The following is a 19,897-nucleotide window of genomic DNA, read 5'->3' on the forward strand; positions in this document are numbered from 1 at the left end:
AACTCTCCTTTATAATTAATTATTTAATTAATGTTTTACCTGTCATTTCTTTTGGCTGTGCTACATCTAGAAGAGTAAGCATTGTAGGAGCTAGATCCCCTAGAATACCGTCTTCACGAAGCTCTAAGCCTTGTTTTGTTACAATCACCGGAACAGGATTCGTTGTATGAGCCGTCATTGGATTACCTTCAAGTGTAATCACTTCATCAGCATTACCATGGTCTGCTGTGATAATTGCTGTACCGCCTTTAGCTAAAATTGCATCTACAATTTTGCCTAAGCACTCATCTACTGTTTCAATCGCTTTTACCGTTGGTTCTAACATACCTGAATGACCTACCATATCAGGGTTTGCAAAGTTTAATAAAATAGCGTCCTGCTTGTCGCCCTCGATTTCCGCAAGCAACGCGTCCGTCACTTCATAAGCACTCATCTCAGGTTTCAAGTCATATGTTGCTACTTTTGGTGAATCGATTAAGATACGTGTTTCACCAGGAAACTCTGCTTCACGTCCACCGCTCATAAAGAACGTTACGTGAGGATATTTTTCCGTTTCAGCAATACGAAGCTGCTTTAAGTTATTTTGAGATAATACTTCACCAAGCGTATTATCTAAGTTAATTGGCTTAAAAGCTACATATCCGTCAACTGTTTCGCTGAAGTGAGTTAGACATACAAAATGTAAGTTTTTCGGATGTTTCTCACCGCGATCAAATGAGCGGAAATCTTCGTTTGCGAACGTATTTGAAATTTGAATTGCGCGATCGGGACGGAAGTTGTAGAAAATGACTGCATCTTCGTCTTGAATTGTCGCAACTGGCGATCCGTCTTCCTTTGTAATAACAGAAGGTAAAACGAATTCGTCATAGATTCCATTTTCATATGAATCTTTTACGCACTCTTCAGCGCTTGTATATGATGGACCTTCACCGTACACCATTGCGCGGTATGATTTCTCTACGCGCTCCCAGCGTTTGTCGCGGTCCATTGAGTAGTAACGTCCTGAAAGTGTTGCAATTTCACCAACGCCGTACTCTTCAATTTTTTCATTAAGTTCTTTTAAATACGTTTCAGCAGATTGAGGTGCTACGTCACGACCATCTAAGAAGCCATGAATGTAGACTTTTTCTAAGCCTTCACTCTTAGCTAGACGCAATAATGCATAAAGATGTTCGATATGACTGTGTACACCGCCATCAGATAAAAGTCCGAAAAGATGAAGGTTTGTACCCTTTTCTTTTGCGTGCTTTACAGCTGCTACAAGCGTTTCGTTTTGTTCAAACTCGCCTTCACGAATTGCTACGTTTACACGAGTTAAGCTTTGGTACACAATTCGGCCTGCGCCGATGTTTAAGTGACCTACTTCAGAGTTACCCATTTGGCCTTCCGGTAAGCCTACAGCTTCTCCAGACGCCTGAAGTGTAGCATGAGGATACTCGTTCCAGAAACGGTCGAAGTTTGGTTTTTTTGCATGTGTTACCGCATTACCTTTATCTTCATCGCGTAATGCAAAACCATCTAAGATGATTAATGCTACTGGCTTTTTACTCATTACTTACCAGCCTCCAAAAGCTGTAAGAAAGAATCTGCTTCTAAGCTTGCTCCACCTACTAAAGCTCCGTCAATGTCTGATTGAGACATATATTCTTTAATATTAGCAGGTTTTACGCTACCGCCGTATTGAATACGTACAGCATCTGCAACATCTTGAGAGAATTGTTCTGCAACAACGCTACGGATGTATGCACAAACTTCGTTTGCACCTTCAGCAGTTGAAGATTTACCTGTACCGATTGCCCAGATTGGCTCATATGCGATAACCGTTTGTTTTACTTGCTCATCAGTTAGACCAGCTAATGCTTTTTGTACTTGATTAGCTACAACTGTTTTTGTTTGGTCTTGTTCATACTCTTCGTTTGTTTCACCGCAGCAAACGATTGGTGTTAAACCGTGTTTGAATGCAGCAATTGTTTTTTGGTTTACTGTTTCGTCCGTTTCAGCAAACATTTCACGACGTTCAGAGTGTCCTAAAATTACGTAGTTCACACCTAGGTCTGCTAATGCAACAGGGCTCACTTCTCCAGTGAACGCACCGTTTTCTTCGAAGTGCATGTTTTGTGCACCAATTTTTAAGTCTGTGCCTTTAGTCGCTTCTACTAAACGATCTAAAAATAGTGCAGGTGCACATACTACTGAATCTACGCTTTCAGGAGATGGTACTGCTCCTTTTACTTCTTCAACAAAGCTAGTTGCTTCAGAAAGTACTTTGTTCATTTTCCAGTTTCCTGCAATAATTGGTTTACGCATGTGTAACACCGTCCTTTGTTTATTGTGGGTTTTCACTTCACGCGTTAGATGTCCAAGAGGGTGCTGTTAAAAGTGATTCGGTCCCTTTTATCTCTTGGTCATCCTTCTTCGCTGCTTGATAATTATTTATATTATCAGTCGTCAGGTCGGTCCTCCGTCTTACTGAAACATAAACTTACTTATCGTTTAGTGCAACTACGCCTGGAAGTTCTTTACCTTCCATAAACTCTAGTGACGCACCGCCACCTGTAGAAATATGGCTCATTTTATCAGCTAGGTTGAATTTTTCAACAGCTGCTGCAGAGTCTCCTCCGCCGATTACTGAATATGTGTCAGTTGCTTCTGCTAAAGCTTCAGCTACTGCTTTTGTTCCATTAGCAAATGCGTCTAATTCAAATACACCCATTGGTCCATTCCAAATAACTAACTTAGAGTTTTTGATTACGTCAGCATAGATTTCACGCGTTTTCGGTCCTGCGTCTAAGCCTTCCCAATCGCTTGGAATGTTTTCAATTGATACAACTTGAATATTAGCATCATTTGAGAAGTCATCTGCTACTACCACGTCCACTGGCATGTAGAAGTTTACTCCGTTTTTCTTAGCTTTTTCCATGAAAGATTTTGCAAGTTCAATCTTGTCTTCTTCAAGAAGTGATTTACCTACTTCATGGCCTAGTGCCTTAATAAATGTGTAAGAAAGTCCTCCACCGATGATTAAGTTATCTACTTTATCAAGTAAGTGGTCAATTACACCGATTTTGTCTTTAACTTTTGCTCCACCAACGATTGCAGTAAATGGACGTTCTGGGTTCGATAATGCTTTTGAAAGCACATCAAGCTCTTTTTCCATTAAGAAACCTGCTACTGCTGGAATGTGTTGAGCAATTCCTTCTGTTGAAGCATGCGCACGGTGAGCTGCACCGAATGCATCGTTTACGTATACATCTGCTAATTCAGCAAACGCTTTTGCTAATTCAGGATCGTTTTTCTCTTCGCCTGGGTAAAAACGTACGTTTTCAAGTACTAAAACATCGCCTTCGCTCATGCCGTCGATTGTTTTCTTTACTTCTTCACCAAAAGCTTCGTCAGCTTTTGCAACGTCTTTACCAAGAAGAGCTTGTAAACGTTCTGCAACAGCATTTAGACGTAATTCTTCAACAACTTCGCCTTTTGGACGTCCAAGATGGCTAGCTAAAATTACTTTTGCACCTTGTTCTACTAAATATTGAATAGTAGGAACAGCTGCACGAATACGAGTTTCGTCTGTTACTTTTCCGTCTTTCATTGGTACGTTAAAGTCTACGCGACAAAATACTCGCTTTCCTTTTACATCGATGTCTTTCAACGTTTTTTTGTTCATCGTTAAAAGGCCTCCTTAAGTATTTATGGTACTAAGCAAGTAGGCTTCTATGTAATCATCAATCCACAAACCAACGTACATTTCATTTTATATATTGGCGCCTTTCTATATAAAGTGAAACTCGAGTTAGCTGTTTATGACGCTTTTTCATGTAGAAGCCAATACATAAATCAAGGAAGAGGGGGTATGCCCCTCTCTTCCTTAGCAAGTCTTATTATAGTCGTTCTATTTTCAGATATCCAATAAAAAAGGAAAGTCTAGTCGATTTCTGTCTTATTGAATCAAATAGAAGCGAATTTTAAGTTATTCTTATAGTCCTTTAGCAGCGATGTATTGAGCAAGGTCTACTACACGGTTAGAATATCCGCTCTCGTTATCGTACCAAGAGATAACTTTAACCATGTTACCTTCCATTACCATTGTAGATAATGCATCGATTGTAGAAGAGTTGATGTTACCATTGTAGTCACCAGATACTAGTGGCTCTTCGCTGTAACCAAGGATGCCTTTAAGATCACCTTCAGCAGCTTCTTTAAGAGCGTTGTTTACATCTTCAACAGTTACTTCTTTATCAAGTTCAGCAACTAAGTCTACTAAAGAAACGTTTGGAGTTGGAACACGCATAGCTCCACCGTTTAATTTACCTTTTAATTCAGGTAATACTAGAGATACAGCTTTAGCAGCACCAGTTGAAGTTGGGATGATGTTTTCAGCAGCTGCACGAGCACGACGGTAATCTTTGTGTGGTAAGTCTAAGATTTGTTGGTCGTTTGTGTAAGAGTGAACTGTTGTCATCATTCCGCGTTTAAGACCGAACTTGTCGTTTAACACTTTAGCAAATGGCGCTAAGCAGTTAGTTGTACAAGAAGCATTTGAAATTACGTTGTGGTTAGCTGCATCGTATTTGTCTTCGTTAACACCCATTACGATTGTGATGTCTTCATCAGATGCTGGAGCAGAGATAATTACTTTTTTAGCTCCTGCTTCTAAGTGTTTTGCAGCGTCAGCGCGTTTTGTGAAGAATCCAGTAGATTCAACAACGATTTCTACGCCTTGTTTGCCCCAAGATAATTGAGCTGGGTCACGTTCAGCAGAGATTTCGATTGTTTTACCGTTTACTACTAAGTTGCTACCATCTACTACTACTTCTGCATCTAATTTTCCGTGTACAGAATCATATTTTAAAAGGTGAGCAAGCATGTTAGCATCTGTTAAGTCGTTGATTGCTACTACTTCAACGTTATCATTTTTTAAAGCTGCGCGGAATACATTACGGCCGATACGACCAAATCCGTTAATACCAATTTTTACTGCCATGGGTATTTCCTCCTTGAATGTAAAAAGTATTTTTTTATATGAGGGATTAATTAAAATCCCTTACTAACTCTTTTGCGGCGCCTTCATCTGTAATGAGAATCGAATCATGCGCTTGTTGCATAAACGCTTTAATTGCCTTTGCTTTTGATGAACCTCCTGCAACAGCAATAACACATTTATTGTTCTTTAAATCATCGAGTTGTATGCCAACTGTTTTAACTTTATGAACAACTTCGCCTTGATGATTAAAATAGTATCCAAATGCCTCACCTACAGCATGTCCATTTTTCACTTTTTCTAAGTCAGCTTGTGGTGTTTTACGGCGTTCTGCCATTGTCATAGCGTCTCCTATTCCGTGAACAACCATACCAGCGGACTTGATTAAATGAAGCATGTCTTTAATAGATGGCTCACCGATAATGGATCGGTATGCTTCATCACTAAGCTGATCTGGAACATGAAGCAAGCGATAGTGACTCATGGACTTTTCAGCCATCTTAGCACAAATCGTGTTTGCTTGGTTTTGTACGTTTTCACCTAGCCCTCCGCGAGCAGGTACAAAAAGTACATCAGGGTGTTTTGAATCAGGTGTCATCATTTCGGCAACGGCGGCAAGCGTTGTACCACCTGTAACAGCAACGGTATTTTTTTCACCAACAAGGCGCTCCTTGATACACGAAACAGATGCTCGACCCATTTCATTTTTGACCCAAGGAGACTGATCACTATCTCCAGATACAACAACAACTTCTGATAAAGAAAACGCCTCTTTTAATGTTGTTTCCAATAATCGAAGTCCTGAAACTTCCTTCATTACTTCTTCTAACTCAGCTAGAAGTAGTTCTCCCTCGTTTGTAAGCGTCATCCCACTAGGGTAAATGTCAATCAAATCTTGTTCTTTTAAGAATGTTACTTCGCTTCGTAACACACGCTCTGTTAGCCCAAGGCTTACAGCTAAGTTTCTGCGGCCAATCGGCTGCATTAAACGTATGTATTGCAAGATTTGATAGCGCTTTTGCATAACTGAGAGAAGTTCAGGTAATAATTTTCGTTGTACTTCTATTAAAGAACGCATGTTAAAATCCCCTTAAGGCATAAACTTGCTGGACATATTTTGTCCCATATAGACATATTATGTCCCACCTTGCGCAAAAAAAATTCACCCTGCTACAAAATCTATTCTAACAGGAGTGAATCCTTTATTCAACTCATGTGTTGCCTATTTTTAAAAGTAAGCGTTTTCTTAATGGAATACCTGTTATTTTTCCATATTCCACTTCTTCTCCATCCATTTCTACTACAGGAATCGCAAGGTGATACTTTTCCAGCCACTCATCGTTTTTGTAAATATCTCGTTCCATAAGCTGAAAGGGAAACTGAGACTGCATCTCTGCAAGCAGCTTCTTTGCATCATCGCATAAATGACAGCCATTTTTGGTATATAGTACGACTTCCACATTCCCACTCCTTTACTGCATGACAAAAAGTTTTCGTTGACTGGATGGTAGAACGTTTAATTGGTCTCGATATTTGGCTACCGTTCTTCTTGAAATAGTAACGTTATAATTGCTTTGCAAGACGTTAGCCAACTGCTGATCTGAAAGCGGACGCTGTTTGTTTTCTTCTGATACTAGCTTTTTAAGCAGTTCTTTTACGTGAGTTGTAGAAGTCGCTTCGTTGTTGCCCAGTTGAATACTAGTTGAGAAAAAAGATTTCATTGAAAAGGTGCCAAAAGGCGTTTGAATATATTTGTGCCGAGTAGCACGGCTAATCGTTGATTCATGCACAGAGGTTTGTTCCGCTACTTCCTTCATCGTTAACGGCTTCAAATACGAAGGGCCCTTTTTAAAAAATGCTTCTTGTTCAACGAGTAAAGTATTCATTAATGCGTTTAATGTGTCTTTGCGTGTGTGTAAACTTTTCATAATCCATTGAAATTCACGATATTTCTCTTGCAAATAAGAAAACATTTCTTGGTTCTGCTTATTTTTCAGCTGAAGTTTGTATTGTTCGTTCACTGAAAGACGAGGTTCCAAATCCTCATTTGCATAAGCAACGACATTTCCATCTTCAATTTTCACAATAAAATCCGGTACAATGAATCGTTCATTGGACTTCATATAAAATGATCCAGGACGAGGATTTAATTTCTTAATCTGTTCATGTAATTGTTGAAGAGCTTCAAGTGAGATTTGACATAGCTTTGAGATTTTCATCCATTTTTTATAAGCAAATTCCTCAAAGTGATGTGTCAAAATTTGCTCTATTTTTTCTGTCCATTGATTACTTCTTTTTAATTGGAGCATTAAGCACTCCTGCAAACTTCTCGCCCCTACTCCTGCCGGGTCCATCTGCTGCACAAGTTGAAGAGCCTTTTCAACCTGCTCTTGATCTTGGCCAAGCTGGTTAGCAAGTATGATTAACTCATCGTGCAAATAGCCAGCATCATCCAGACTATGAATAACAAACTCAACGGCTGCCTGCTCACATTCATCTAATTTTAATAATGCGGATTGATTCATTAAATGTTCGTACAGCGTTTCTTTAGGAGCTGGTATACTGCTCATATAATCTGTTGAATCAGAAGTTGCATGATTTTTTTGATTGTGAGATGTATTGACGGGCAGCTCTGAAAAATCTATAAGCGGATTTTGAAGCGCCTGCTCATGTAAAAACGCTACAATATCCATCGATGAATATTGTAAAAGAGAAATAGCTTGTGATAATTCTTTTGACATCGTCAGTTTTAACGACTGCTGCTGAAATAATCCAATCTCCATTATTTCTCCCCTCCCCTTCATCTATTTTACTATAAAAACGCTTTCAAAGAGCATATAACTATTTTTTATATGTAATTTTTTCATCAAAAAATCTCCGTCAACCTTTGTTAACGAAGCATTTCATCCTATTTTTAGTTACTAACCATCAAAAAAGTAATAGAGCTATACACCTTTATAACTTTTCATTATAATTCGCGCCTACTACATGATCCGAGTACTAATTCGACATGACGTTTTCTTCGTCATGTCGAATTTTCTGCATTTGTATAATATATAGAAGAATTGCTTATTGAATAGTTTGTGCCATTTGCATAAACTTGTCTAAGTTTTCTGCGTCATTTTTCGTAAAAATGGTTAGCTTCATTGGTTTCTTTCCTTTAACCAACACGGCGTTTACCGTATGATCGCCAGATGTGGCTTCATACCAAACAGAATCTTTGAAGATTCCATTCTCTTCAAGATTCTTTTTCTCTGCTGCATTTTTATTAACTGCTGTTGCCGTTTGTTTAACAGATTGAGCAGCGTCATCCAGCGATGCTTCTGATGAAAGCATTTCAATACGCATAAATTGAGAATCATCTGAAGTTAACACTAACGCATCTTTTCCAGGTTCTTCACCCGTTAGTTTATAGCCGTCCATTACTTGAATAGAATAATCTTGTTCTGGGCTTTTTGTTAGTTTTGTTTCTGAAGAAGACCTTGACTGTCCACCTTCCGCCGTTTCGCTAGTCGATGATTGACTTCCTGAAGGTTCGGCTGAGACCTCAGCAGAATCCGCATCTTTTTTCGACTCTTCTTTTGCAGCGCCTGATGTTTGATCAGATTTAGAAGCTGTATCCTGCTGAACATTTTCTGCTTGATCATTAGACTTCGGCTGAGCAGAATCTTCGTTCGTCCCGCATGCAGATAGTAATAGGGCTACCGATGCACTGACAATGAAAAGTTTGTTCATGTATTTCATATTTATTCCTCCTCCGTGTTTCTTTTCCTTATATACTGTTTTATAGTATTCTGACAAATTCCGCAACCGGTACAATGGAATTAATTTCTTGCTTCCTTACGCGTATAAAGGGTTATAGAAGGAAAATAAATATTATTTTTTGAGAAGATGAGCCTTTTTACTCAAAATAAAAAACGTTGCGTAATCCGCAACGTTTTAAGACGCCCTCGACAGGATTCGAACCCACCCTAAGAGAACCGGAATCTCTTGTGCTATCCACTACACTACGAGGGCATATTTGTCACAACTTCCATTATAGGAGAGAAAACTTCTCTTTTCAATAGAATACTACGTTTATTTTTTTTAGAAGGGGGAAAAATTTTAATAATGTCAAAGAGGAATACATAGTCTTTTAAGCGAATATGTGTAGTAGAGGTTCTTTTGTTTGACCTTTATTGACCATACGTGTATTATAGGTACATAACAAATTATTCTTGTTAAGGAGGAATTTAATATGAACTTAATTCCTACAGTTATTGAACAAACAAACCGTGGTGAACGTGCTTATGACATTTATTCACGTTTATTAAAAGACCGCATTATTATTTTAGGTAGTGCTATTGATGATAATGTAGCTAACTCGATCGTTTCTCAGCTTCTATTCTTAGCTGCTGAAGACCCAGAAAAAGATATCTCACTTTATATCAACAGCCCAGGTGGCTCTATTACAGCTGGAATGGCTATCTATGATACGATGCAATTCATTAAGCCAAAAGTTTCTACAATTTGTATCGGTATGGCTGCATCAATGGGTGCTTTCTTACTGGCTGCTGGTGAAAAGGGCAAACGTTTTGCTCTTCCAAACAGCGAAGTAATGATTCATCAACCTCTTGGTGGTGCTCAAGGACAAGCTACTGAAATCGAAATTGCGGCAAAACGTATTCTATTCTTACGTGAAAAACTAAATTCAATTTTAGCTGAGCGTACAGGTCAACCGTTAGAAGTGCTACAACGTGATACAGATCGTGATAATTTCATGACTGCTGAACGCGCTTTAGAATACGGTCTAATTGACAAAGTATTAGAAAACGACCCTAAATAAGAAAAAAGCCTTTCCCACTTTGGGAAAGGCTTTTTTATGCATCGTTCTCTACGTAAGCGACTAACGCATCCATTGCTTCTTTTTCATCTACCCCTTCAACAATGAGCGTAATAAGAGAACCGTTATTAATCGCTAAGCTCATTAACCCCATGATACTTTTAGCGTTGACTACTTTCTCATCTTTCTTCAAGTACACATCAGATGTAAAACGAGTTGCTTCTTGCACGAATAGTGCCGCAACACGAGCTTGTAATCCCGTTTTTAATTTTACTTCTACTTGTTTTTCCATGATAAAATCCTCCCCCTTGCAATTCCCCTTATGTGACTGGCTGACCGGCGCGAAGCTTGTCTGCTATTTGGTCAATTTTACGCAATCGATGGTTAATGCCTGATTTGCTAATTTGACCTCCAGATACCATCTCACCAAGCTCCTTTAACGTAACGTCTTGATATTCCACACGCAAACGAGCAATTTCTCTTAGCTTTTCTGGTAAGATATCTAATCCAGCTGTTTCATCAATATAACGAATGTTTTCCACTTGACGAATGGCCGCTCCGATTGTTTTGTTTAAGTTAGCTGTTTCACAATTAACTAAGCGATTAACGGAATTTCGCATATCTCGGACAATTCTTACATCCTCAAACCGTAAAAGAGCGTTATGGGCTCCAATGATATTTAGAAACTCCGTAATTTTTTCAGCTTCTTTCAAATAGTTAATATAGCCTTTTTTTCGTTCTAATGTTTTACTATTCAATTGAAATTCGTTCATTAAATTGCATAAAGCTTCGTTGTGCTCTTCATACAATGAAAAGATTTCAAGATGGTACGATGATGTCTCCGGGTTATTAATAGAGCCGCCGGCTAAAAATGCGCCTCTTAAGTAGGATCGCTTACAGCATTTCTTTTGTACTAGCTCTGGTGAAATACGATGTGTAAACGTGAATCCTTCTTCTACAATTTTTAAGTCTTCCAAAAGCATTCTTGTTTTCTCTACTAATCGAACAATATACACATTGTTTTTCTTCAGCCGCATTTTCTTACGCACAAGCAGTTCTACTGACACATCATAATTTTTCTTAAGCAGGACATAAATGCGTCGAGCAATCGCTGCGTTTTCAGTTTGGACATCAACTGTGAATTTTTTATTCGAAAAAGAAAGTGAACCATTCATTCGAATTAATGCAGAGAGCTCTGCTTTTGCACAGCAATCCTTGACTTCTAAATTCGTTAACTCTTTTTTTGTTTCTGATGCAAATGACATAACTTCACCTCCAATCTACATACGGAAATAGTGTTAAACACCAGTATTCGCTTTACCTTGCAGCGATGTCAGCATAGAATACACAAGCTTTGCTACTTTTTTTGTATCATGCCTAATTACGCTGCCGTCATACTGAATAATTTGATCTTCAATCACTTCTAACCCTAATTTCAGCAATACTTCACGGTCATATTCTACAGGCTGAGCCTGCTCTACTTGATATTTCTTTTTTAAAGGTGCCGGAATAGGTGCATTATTGACGATAATCGCATCTAAAAACGCACACGGCATATGGTTGTAAAGCGCTTTAATATGATCACTTGCCTTAAAACCCAATGTCTCACCCGGCTGCGTCATCACGTTGCACACGTACACTTTCTTTGCTTTTGTCGAACAAAGCTCATTACAAATATCTTGCACCAGTAAATTCGGCAAAATACTTGTATAAAGACTTCCCGGCCCCAATACAATTAAATCGGCGCGTCGAATAGCTTTTATTGTCTCGACAAGCGGTTTCACATCGGCAGGCGATAAAAACACTTTATTAATTTTTTTATTAACTTCTGGAATTTTAGATTCACCTGTTACGATGGATCCATCTTGCATCTCCGCATGCAGCACAACACTTTGATTAGCTGCCGGAAGCACTTTCCCTCTGACGTTTAGTACTTTGCTCATTTCTCGTATAGCATGCACAAAATCGCCAGTAATAGACGTCATAGCTGCAAGCAACAAATTGCCAAGAGAATGGCCTGTAAGCTCATTTCCTGTATCAAATCGATGTTGAAAAAGCTCTTCAACTAGTGGCTCTACATCAGATAAAGCAGCTAGCACATTTCGAATATCACCAGGAGCAGGGATTTCAAGTTCATCGCGCAATCGGCCAGAACTTCCCCCGTCGTCTGCTACGGTTACGATGGCTGTAAGATCAAGAGGGTATTCCTTCAACCCTCTTAACAGCACTGGTAAACCCGTTCCTCCCCCAATGACGACAACTTTTGGAAGCTGTTCACTGCTCATCTATGATTTTCCTTTCTCCTCTCAATGTCACGATGAGAAATATGAGTTTTGTATTCATTCTGGAAATGGTGACCTAAATATTCAGCTAATGTGACGGAGCGATGCTGTCCCCCTGTACACCCTATAGCGATGACCAGCTGGCTTTTACCTTCTCGCTTGTACTGCGGAAGCATAAACGAAAGTAGGTCTACTACTTTTTCAATGAACTTTTGAGTTTCCGTCCATTTTAATACGTAAGAAGAAACCTCTTCTTCAAGCCCTGTTTTAGGACGCATATGGTCAATATAGTGAGGGTTTGGCAAAAAGCGCACATCAAAGACTAAATCAGCGTCAATAGGCACCCCGTATTTAAAACCAAATGACATCACATTAACAGTAAAAACTTGTGAAGCGTGCGAAGAAAACTGAGTTAAAATCTTTTCTCTAAGCTCTCTTGGCTTTAACTCTGATGTCTCATAAATAAGCTGAGCTCTTCCTTTTAACTCCTCAAGCAGCTCCCGTTCCATACCAATTCCTTCTAACGGTAAACCCGAAGGAGCTAGCGGATGTGAACGTCTCGTTTCTTTGTAGCGCGTCACCAGTACAGAATCTTTTGCATCTAAAAATAAAATTTGTGGCGTGACCCACGTTGTTTCACTCATGTTATCTAATGCTTCAAATAGGCTTTCAAAAAACTCTCTGCCTCGCAAATCCATAACAAGAGCAACTTTATTCATTTTATTCCCTGACTCTTTCATGAGTTCCAAAAATTTCGGTAGCAATGTAGGGGGTAAATTATCTACACAAAAGAACCCTAAATCTTCAAAACTCTGAATTGCTACTGTTTTTCCTGCACCTGACATTCCAGTAATAATCACTAATTGAATATCGCTTACAGACCCAGTACTCATTTTTCATCCCCCTCAATCTATGCATACATGTCTATTTATCATTAACAAGGATCAATTCGATAAGATAATAACTCGAAATCCGTTGTATACGTAAAGTTGCCATAAATAACACCCGACCCTTTTGCTACATAATCGATAATGTGATGATCTCCCGGGGCCATCGGCAATTCACTTACTTCACTCAAATTATGCCAACCGAGTTTGCCTTCTTCTGATTCTAGCACATTTGTCCCATCAAAATCTGTAGCAAAAAAAGTAAACATCATCCACTCAGATGAAATTTGATCGTTTTCTTTCATCGTAAATGTAAAAATACCTTTTACAGTGGGATTTTTCAAATAAATTCCTGTTTCTTCACGAAATTCTCTTACAACAGAGTCTTTTACAGATTCTCCTTGCTCCATTTTCCCACCCGGGGCCACCCACCAGTTTCTTCGTGGCTTTTGAAGCAACAATACTTTATCGTCTTTCATTAATACACAATTTGTGACCCTTTGCATGTTTTCCACCTCATCATATGTATACTGACATTTTCTTTTATTATACTACGAAACAAACTTCTCTCACAACGGAGATGAACTAACTATTACTAAATTTTCTGAAAATAAACGCTTGCTGTTATATACGTAAATTCAATCTGTTATAGTCAAAAAAAAGAGGCATAGGAACACGTCCTATGCCCGACATACATATATTTTATAAAAGGGGGTCAATTACTATCTATATAGTACCCCATCAATGTTTCACAGGTGTTACAGAACAGTTAAAACCGAATTACGTTTTGTAAACGATTGATTTCAGCCTTATTGCTGAATAGCTTTTAACTTTTCTTTTAACTCTTCTACATAGTGCTGAGCCGCTTGAGCAGCAATGCTGCCATCACCTGTAGCTGTTACAATTTGACGAAGAGCCTTTTCACGAACGTCTCCAGCTGCGAACACACCTGGTACTTTTGTTTCCATTTGCTCGTTCGTTTCAATATATCCTTCTTTATTCGTGATGTTTAGGCTTTCGAATGGTTTTGTTAGTGGAACCATTCCAACATAAATGAATACGCCGTCCGCACCAAACTCGCGCTCTTCACCTGTTTTTGTGTCTACTAACGTTACGCTGCCTACTTTACCATCTTTTTCATTTACTTCTTTGACTGTTGTATTCCAAATAAAATCAACTTTTTCGTTGTCAAATGCACGCTGCTGTAGGATTTTCTGCGCGCGAAGCTCATCGCGTCGGTGAATAATTGTTACTTTTGTTGCGAAGCGTGTTAAATATACGCCTTCCTCAACCGCAGAGTCTCCACCGCCTACAACGACTAGCTCTTTACCTTTAAAGAATGCACCGTCACATACAGCACAATAAGATACGCCGCGGCCGCCTAGTTCTTTTTCTCCTGGCGCACCTAATTTTTTATATTCAGCACCAGTAGCAACGATTACTGAACGTGTTTTATATTCTTTGCTGCCTGCACGAACTGTCTTGTATTCTTCTCCGTCGATGATTTCTTTAATATCACCGTACGCATATTCCGCACCGAATTTTTTTGCATGCTCAAACATTTTGTTAGAAAGGTCAGGACCAAGGATATGATCATAACCTGGATAGTTTTCTACATCTTCCGTATTAGCCATTTGACCGCCTGGAATTCCGCGTTCAATCATTAGTGTTGATAAATCTGCACGAGATGTATATACAGCAGCAGTCATACCTGCTGGACCTGCCCCAATAATAATGACATCATAAATTTTTTCTTCTGTCATTTCTTTACACTCCTTTTAGGAAATTCCTTCGTAGTTGATTCCAAATTTATGGATAATTATTTCGTTACCACTATCCTAATATGTTCTTCCTATTATCGTCTATTTTTTTGCTCAATTTAATAACGTATTCACAATTTTACTGTACTTTCTAACTGTTGCAGCCGAAATGGAATATTGTTTTGCCGCATCGGCTTGAGTAATAGACTGGTTTTGTTCTTTCGCCCATATATATGTGACGGCTGCAGCCCATGCATTTACGTTGACATGCTGAAAATCATAGGATTGTTTATATACCTGTACATATACATAAAACCAAAAGCTTAAAAGATCCTGGGTATCACTTTCAGTCTGCGATTCCATCTCCAGTTCAATAACATCTGCCACCTCAAAAATCACATGTTGTTTATCCTGCCATACATACGTATATACTTCATCCAAAAGTGTACTCATATGTATGGACGATTTGATTTCTTCTAAAAGAAGCAGACGCTGCTGTTCAGGAAGCTTTTTTGCCATATACAAGCTGTAAAGCTGATCGTGAACATTGTTTGTTGCACACTTCTTTTTCGCTGTAACATCCACTTTCGATTGAAAAACCTTCGCAGCTTTTTGACTGATGCGCCAAGGCTCCTCTCCTTCTTTATCAGGAACGTCTTCCAATGCCAGCTTCCACATTTCTTTAGCGAAGGCTTCATGTCCAGTATAGTAAGAGGCGTATGAAAGCCAATAATGAAATGAGTTGTCTCCTTGAAAACCTTGTGTATAAAGCTTTTTTAACCATCTGTATGATAGTTTGTATTGACCAATCAACGCAAATGTTGCTCCAAGCTTATAGCGGTGTTCAAATGACATCGGATAAACGCGGCTAAGCCCGTCTGTAAGCTCCTCAACTTCTTTATGCTTATGGCAATAATAATAGAAAATCAGCTGATTGCATAACGCATGAAGATTTCCAGGGTTTTTCTCCAATACTTCATTCAGCAAATCCATTGCCTCATCAATTTTATTTAAATAAAAATAAGCTAACGCTAAATTATTATATGCAGACCAGAATTCTGGATACTCATCAATTATTTCAGTTAACAAATCCACTGCTTCTTCAAAATTCGTTGCTTCAAGCAGTCGTTTTGCTTGTTCTTGTTTTATAATCAGCATGTCGCCTAGCTGATTTTTAGGCTCTTCATCTTCTTCATCCACATCAATTGATAGTAAATCTAACAGATCTGTAGCCGATCGAAAGAGGTCACCATTTGGAAAATGCTCAATGTAATACATCGCGTATTTTTTTGATTCTTCAAACAGTCCAAGATGCGCATAGCTGTTGGCTATATAGTAGTAACAGCTTCCTAATGTATCGTCCATATGATGAATCACATGGAGAAAAAGCTCGTTGGCATCTTGATAATCTCCCTGCTCCGTTAAAGCTACTCCAACGTTTGTAAGAAGCTGTGGATTACGGGCATTTTCTTTGTTTGCACGCGTTAAATACTTGAGCGCTTTATCTGACTCCTCTTCTTCAAACGCCTGCAGCGCTTTTTCGAAATAGAAGTCACCCGTTTGCGAAAATGGAATTACTTGTGCCATTTTTTGAATTACTTTTGAGTGTTTTTCCATTAAGCCCTCCAAATAAGTTGATAATTTCGACGTTCGTAGTATATCACATTTGCCAAGAAGTTTAATACCTCTATTCAAAAAAGGAGCCTGCAAGCAGTCGTTTCTTGACGCAAATAAGAGAAGGTTTTGCCTCTTTTATCTAAAATGAGACAACTCCTTCTCTCCTTTCACTATGTAGCTATTAGCTAGAGTGACGTTCCTTTAATACTGATAGGACATCGTCCAAAGGCAGCTTTTGCTCACGAAGTAAAACAAGTACGTGGTACAGTAAATCCGCAACTTCCCACTTCAGCTCATCATGGTCACGATTTTTTGCTGCAATAATCACTTCACCTGCTTCTTCTCCTACTTTTTTGAGGATTTTATCTACGCCTTTATCGAATAAGTACGTCGTATAAGCTCCTTCTGGCATTTCAGCTTCACGCTTAGCAATCACTTCTTCTAGCTCATTAATAATAGCAAACCGATTATCATTTTGTTTATTTTCGCCAAGAATTGTTTCATTAAAACAGCTGTAAGCCCCCGTATGACAAGCAGGACCTTGAGGCTCCACTTTTACAACAAGAGAATCAGCATCACAGTCATATGCCATGCTCACAATTTTTTGTGTGTTCCCAGAGGTTGCGCCCTTGTGCCATAACTCTTGTCGAGAACGGCTGTAAAACCATGTTTCACGTGTATCAATTGATTTTTGAAGTGATTCTTCGTTCATATAAGCCAATGTTAAAACTTCTTTGCTCACAGCATCTTGTACAATAGCTGGCACAAGTCCATCACTGTTGAATTTAATGTTTTCAATCGTCATCGAATGCTCACTCCTTGTTGTTTTGCATAGCTTTTAATTTCTTTTACAGATGTTTCTTTATAGTGAAAGATCGAAGCCGCCAAAGCCGCGTCAGCTTCTCCTTTTTCAAACGCATCGACAAAATCTTGACCATTTCCTGCGCCGCCAGAAGCAATAACAGGAACGCTCACCGCTTGGCTGACCGCTTTGGTTAACGCTAAATCAAACCCTGACTTTTCGCCGTCTTTATCCATGCTCGTTAACAAGATCTCACCCGCACCGCGCTTCACTGCTTCTCTTGCCCAGTCGATTACTTCCCAGTCCGTTGCATTGCGGCCTCCGTGTGTATAGACTCGCCATGATTTTAAGCTTTCATCGTACTTAGCATCGATTGCTACCACAATACACTGAGCTCCAAAAAAGTCGGACCCTTCTGTAATCAGTGCTGGATTGAGTACGGCCGCTGTATTTAATGACACTTTGTCTGCACCAGCACGAAGCATTCTCTTCATATCTTCTAATGCATTAATTCCTCCGCCCACCGTAAAAGGAATCGCTAGCTGAGATGCTACTTCTTCTACAACATGTACCATTGTTTTGCGTCCTTCATGAGAAGCAGAAATATCTAAAAAGACTAATTCATCTGCGCCTTCTTCATCATAAAATTTCGCCAACTCTACAGGATCTCCTGCATCTCGAAGTTCCACAAACTGAACTCCTTTTACCACACGGCCGTCCTTTACATCTAAACAAGGAATGATTCGTTTTGTAATCATTGCGCTTTCACCTCTTGAAGTGCTTCAGCTACTGTAAACTTATTTGTATAAAGTGCTTTCCCTACAATCGCACCAATAACGCCGTCAGCTTCATATTTCTTTAGTGCATCTAGATCAGCAAGCTTACTAACTCCCCCTGATGCAATCACACCTTTTCCAGTAGCCTTAGCCATTTCAACAATTCCTTCCACATTAGGACCAGACAGCATACCATCTGTAGAGATATCCGTGAAAATAAATGTTTCCGCACCAGCATTAGCCAATTCTTTTCCTAGTTCTGTCGCTTTGATTGTAGATGTTTCCACCCAGCCTTCCGTCGCAACATAGCCATCACGTGCATCAATACCAATAGCAATACGCGCACCATATTCCTTCAACATTTTTTTCACAAATTCAGGATTTGAAATAGCTGCACTTCCTAAAATAACGCGGTCAATTCCGTTTTCTAAATAGTAAGCAACGTCAGCTTCTGAGCGAATGCCTCCTCCAATTTGCACACGTACATTTAATTTCTTTTTCACGCCTAGCACAAATTCATCATTCACGCGCTTAGCCGCTTTTGCGCCGTCTAAATCAACCATGTGAATCCACTGAGCGCCTTCACTTGCGAATTGTGTGGCCATATCTACCGGAGAGTCTCCGTACACCGTTTCTTTTGTGTAATCTCCTTGAAGCAAACGGACGCACTTCCCTCCGCGCATATCAATGGCTGGATATATTTCAAATTTGCTCATACGATGGGCTCCTTTTCTCTACGAAGTTTGCATAATTTTGAAGCATTTGCATTCCGATTGCACTGCTTTTTTCAGGGTGGAATTGAGTGCCAAATACGTGTTCTTTTCCAACAACTGCTGGAACTTCAACATCATAAGGACTTGTTGCTAAAAGCACGTCTTGGTCGTTTGTTTTTACGTAATAAGAGTGAACAAAGTACACGTGACCTGCACTGATTCCATCAAGCAGAGCGGACTGCTGATGAAAATCTAAAGAGTTCCAGCCCATATGCGGAACTTTATATGTCTGTCCTTCGGCAGTAATGCCGGGAATACGCTCGACTCTCCCTTTTAACAGTTCCAGCCCTTTTGTTACACCGTTCTCATCGCTTTCTTCAAATAAAAGCTGCATACCTAAACAAATTCCAAGCAAAGGCATTCCTTTTTCTACTTCTTCTTTAATAAAGTCCGTCAGCTTTGTTTGATTCAGCTGTTCCATCGCATCTTTGAATGCTCCAACTCCAGGAAGAATCAACCCTTTTGCCTTTCTTAGTTCTGCAGGATCTGCGGAGATGATATAGTCATAGTTTAATCGTTCAAGAGCTTTACTTACGCTGTATAAGTTTCCCATCCCATAGTCAATAATGCCAATCATTTACAACATTCCTTTCGTCGAAGGCACACCTTTGACACGCGGATCAATCGTTGTCGCTTCGTCCAAAGCACGTGCTAATGCCTTAAATACCGCTTCAATAATGTGGTGCGTATTTTTACCGTAGTGTACGATTACATGTACATTCATGCGAGATTCTAATGCAAATTTCCATAAAAATTCATATACAAGCTCTGTATCAAATGTACCGACGCGCGAAGCGGGAATGTCACCTTTAAATTCAAAATGAGGACGATTGCTTAAATCTACTACGACTTGGGCTAACGCGTCATCCATTGGTACAAACGCATTTCCATAGCGTTTAATTCCTTTTTTATCACCGAGCGCTTCTTTGAACGTTTGACCAAGGCAAATACCGATATCTTCCGTTGTATGGTGATCATCAATCTCCGTGTCTCCATCTGCTTTTACATCAAGGTTAAACTGTCCGTGTTTTGTAAATAAATCGAGCATATGATTTAAAAAAGGAACGCCTGTATCAATGTTCGCTTTTCCTTCTCCATCGATTCCAATCGCTAATGCAATATCCGTTTCGTTTGTTGTACGTTTAATACTTGACTCTCTCATTGTGAAACTCCTTTCAACTGTGCATGTAATAAGTA

Annotated in this window: 21 protein-coding genes and 1 tRNA gene; 1 reads left to right on the top strand and 21 read right to left on the bottom strand. The window is 39.3% G+C overall.

Annotated elements, in window-relative coordinates:
* Positions 1-19: 19 nt before the first annotated feature.
* The 9 genes from gpmI to WKH56_RS24940 all read right to left on the bottom strand — a co-directional run bounded on the left by gpmI (position 20) and on the right by WKH56_RS24940 (position 8,998).
* Positions 20-1,552 carry a 2,3-bisphosphoglycerate-independent phosphoglycerate mutase gene (gene gpmI / locus WKH56_RS24900; RefSeq protein WP_028412054.1) on the bottom strand — a complete coding sequence of 511 codons (1,533 nt, stop codon included), beginning with the start codon at positions 1,550-1,552 and terminating at the stop codon, positions 20-22.
* Positions 1,552-2,307 (bottom strand): triose-phosphate isomerase, encoded by a 756-nt coding sequence (gene tpiA / locus WKH56_RS24905; protein WP_013085385.1) that lies wholly within the window; start codon positions 2,305-2,307, stop codon positions 1,552-1,554. Before tpiA ends, gpmI begins: the two co-directional genes overlap by 1 nt.
* A gap of 175 nt (positions 2,308-2,482) precedes the next feature.
* The gene (locus tag WKH56_RS24910; protein ID WP_028412053.1) at positions 2,483-3,667 is read right to left on the bottom strand and encodes a phosphoglycerate kinase; all 1,185 of its coding nucleotides are present in this window, start codon (positions 3,665-3,667) and stop codon (positions 2,483-2,485) included.
* 309 nt (positions 3,668-3,976) lie between these two features.
* Positions 3,977-4,984 (bottom strand): type I glyceraldehyde-3-phosphate dehydrogenase, encoded by a 1,008-nt coding sequence (gap, locus tag WKH56_RS24915; RefSeq protein ID WP_013059702.1) that lies wholly within the window; start codon positions 4,982-4,984, stop codon positions 3,977-3,979.
* Between the two features lie 46 nt (positions 4,985-5,030).
* Positions 5,031-6,059, bottom strand: coding sequence for a sugar-binding transcriptional regulator (locus tag WKH56_RS24920; RefSeq protein WP_014457838.1), 1,029 nt, complete (start codon positions 6,057-6,059; stop codon positions 5,031-5,033).
* 133 nt (positions 6,060-6,192) lie between these two features.
* A complete protein-coding gene (locus WKH56_RS24925) occupies positions 6,193-6,441 on the bottom strand; it encodes a glutaredoxin family protein (RefSeq protein ID WP_028412051.1) in 249 nt (82 codons plus the stop codon).
* A 12-nt stretch (positions 6,442-6,453) separates the two neighbouring features.
* On the bottom strand, positions 6,454-7,764 hold the full coding sequence (rpoN, locus tag WKH56_RS24930; RefSeq protein WP_048021786.1) for an RNA polymerase factor sigma-54: 1,311 nt from the start codon (positions 7,762-7,764) through the stop codon (positions 6,454-6,456).
* Positions 7,765-8,050: 286 nt separating this feature from the next.
* Positions 8,051-8,725 (bottom strand): hypothetical protein, encoded by a 675-nt coding sequence (locus tag WKH56_RS24935; protein WP_028412049.1) that lies wholly within the window; start codon positions 8,723-8,725, stop codon positions 8,051-8,053.
* A gap of 201 nt (positions 8,726-8,926) precedes the next feature.
* A tRNA-Arg gene (locus WKH56_RS24940) sits at positions 8,927-8,998 on the bottom strand.
* A 220-nt stretch (positions 8,999-9,218) separates the two neighbouring features.
* Between WKH56_RS24940 and clpP the strand changes: the two genes are divergently transcribed.
* The gene (gene clpP, locus WKH56_RS24945) at positions 9,219-9,806 is read left to right on the top strand and encodes an ATP-dependent Clp endopeptidase proteolytic subunit ClpP (protein ID WP_013059707.1); all 588 of its coding nucleotides are present in this window, start codon (positions 9,219-9,221) and stop codon (positions 9,804-9,806) included.
* A gap of 34 nt (positions 9,807-9,840) precedes the next feature.
* On the opposite strand, the gene WKH56_RS24950 is transcribed toward clpP, so the two are convergent.
* From WKH56_RS24950 to hisB, 12 genes are all read right to left on the bottom strand, one after another.
* On the bottom strand, positions 9,841-10,095 hold the full coding sequence (locus WKH56_RS24950) for an HPr family phosphocarrier protein (RefSeq protein WP_013059708.1): 255 nt from the start codon (positions 10,093-10,095) through the stop codon (positions 9,841-9,843).
* Between the two features lie 28 nt (positions 10,096-10,123).
* The gene (gene whiA, locus WKH56_RS24955) at positions 10,124-11,068 is read right to left on the bottom strand and encodes a DNA-binding protein WhiA (RefSeq protein ID WP_013085390.1); all 945 of its coding nucleotides are present in this window, start codon (positions 11,066-11,068) and stop codon (positions 10,124-10,126) included.
* Positions 11,069-11,101: 33 nt separating this feature from the next.
* On the bottom strand, positions 11,102-12,088 hold the full coding sequence (locus WKH56_RS24960; protein WP_028412048.1) for a gluconeogenesis factor YvcK family protein: 987 nt from the start codon (positions 12,086-12,088) through the stop codon (positions 11,102-11,104).
* Positions 12,085-12,978 (bottom strand): RNase adapter RapZ, encoded by an 894-nt coding sequence (gene rapZ, locus WKH56_RS24965; protein ID WP_013059711.1) that lies wholly within the window; start codon positions 12,976-12,978, stop codon positions 12,085-12,087. The genes WKH56_RS24960 and rapZ overlap by 4 nt, the downstream gene beginning before the upstream one ends.
* A gap of 41 nt (positions 12,979-13,019) precedes the next feature.
* Entirely contained in the window at positions 13,020-13,478 is a 459-nt protein-coding gene (locus tag WKH56_RS24970; RefSeq protein ID WP_013059712.1) for an 8-oxo-dGTP diphosphatase, read from the bottom strand.
* Positions 13,479-13,781: 303 nt separating this feature from the next.
* Complete coding sequence (gene trxB / locus WKH56_RS24975; RefSeq protein WP_013059713.1) at positions 13,782-14,735, bottom strand: thioredoxin-disulfide reductase; 954 nt, start codon at positions 14,733-14,735, stop codon at positions 13,782-13,784.
* Positions 14,736-14,846: 111 nt separating this feature from the next.
* Positions 14,847-16,349, bottom strand: a complete 1,503-nt coding sequence (locus WKH56_RS24980) for a tetratricopeptide repeat protein (RefSeq protein WP_033580422.1) — start codon at positions 16,347-16,349, stop codon at positions 14,847-14,849.
* Between the two features lie 181 nt (positions 16,350-16,530).
* Positions 16,531-17,154 (bottom strand): bifunctional phosphoribosyl-AMP cyclohydrolase/phosphoribosyl-ATP diphosphatase HisIE, encoded by a 624-nt coding sequence (gene hisIE / locus WKH56_RS24985; RefSeq protein ID WP_013059715.1) that lies wholly within the window; start codon positions 17,152-17,154, stop codon positions 16,531-16,533.
* Entirely contained in the window at positions 17,151-17,909 is a 759-nt protein-coding gene (gene hisF, locus WKH56_RS24990; protein WP_048021783.1) for an imidazole glycerol phosphate synthase subunit HisF, read from the bottom strand. The genes hisIE and hisF overlap by 4 nt, the downstream gene beginning before the upstream one ends.
* On the bottom strand, positions 17,906-18,643 hold the full coding sequence (gene hisA / locus WKH56_RS24995) for a 1-(5-phosphoribosyl)-5-[(5-phosphoribosylamino)methylideneamino]imidazole-4-carboxamide isomerase (protein WP_048021782.1): 738 nt from the start codon (positions 18,641-18,643) through the stop codon (positions 17,906-17,908). The genes hisF and hisA overlap by 4 nt, the downstream gene beginning before the upstream one ends.
* Positions 18,630-19,277 carry an imidazole glycerol phosphate synthase subunit HisH gene (gene hisH, locus WKH56_RS25000; protein WP_034264272.1) on the bottom strand — a complete coding sequence of 216 codons (648 nt, stop codon included), beginning with the start codon at positions 19,275-19,277 and terminating at the stop codon, positions 18,630-18,632. The genes hisA and hisH overlap by 14 nt, the downstream gene beginning before the upstream one ends.
* Entirely contained in the window at positions 19,278-19,862 is a 585-nt protein-coding gene (gene hisB / locus WKH56_RS25005) for an imidazoleglycerol-phosphate dehydratase HisB (protein WP_013059719.1), read from the bottom strand.
* Positions 19,863-19,897: the final 35 nt, after the last annotated feature.

The sequence above is a fragment of the Priestia sp. SB1 genome (genome assembly GCF_038898415.1).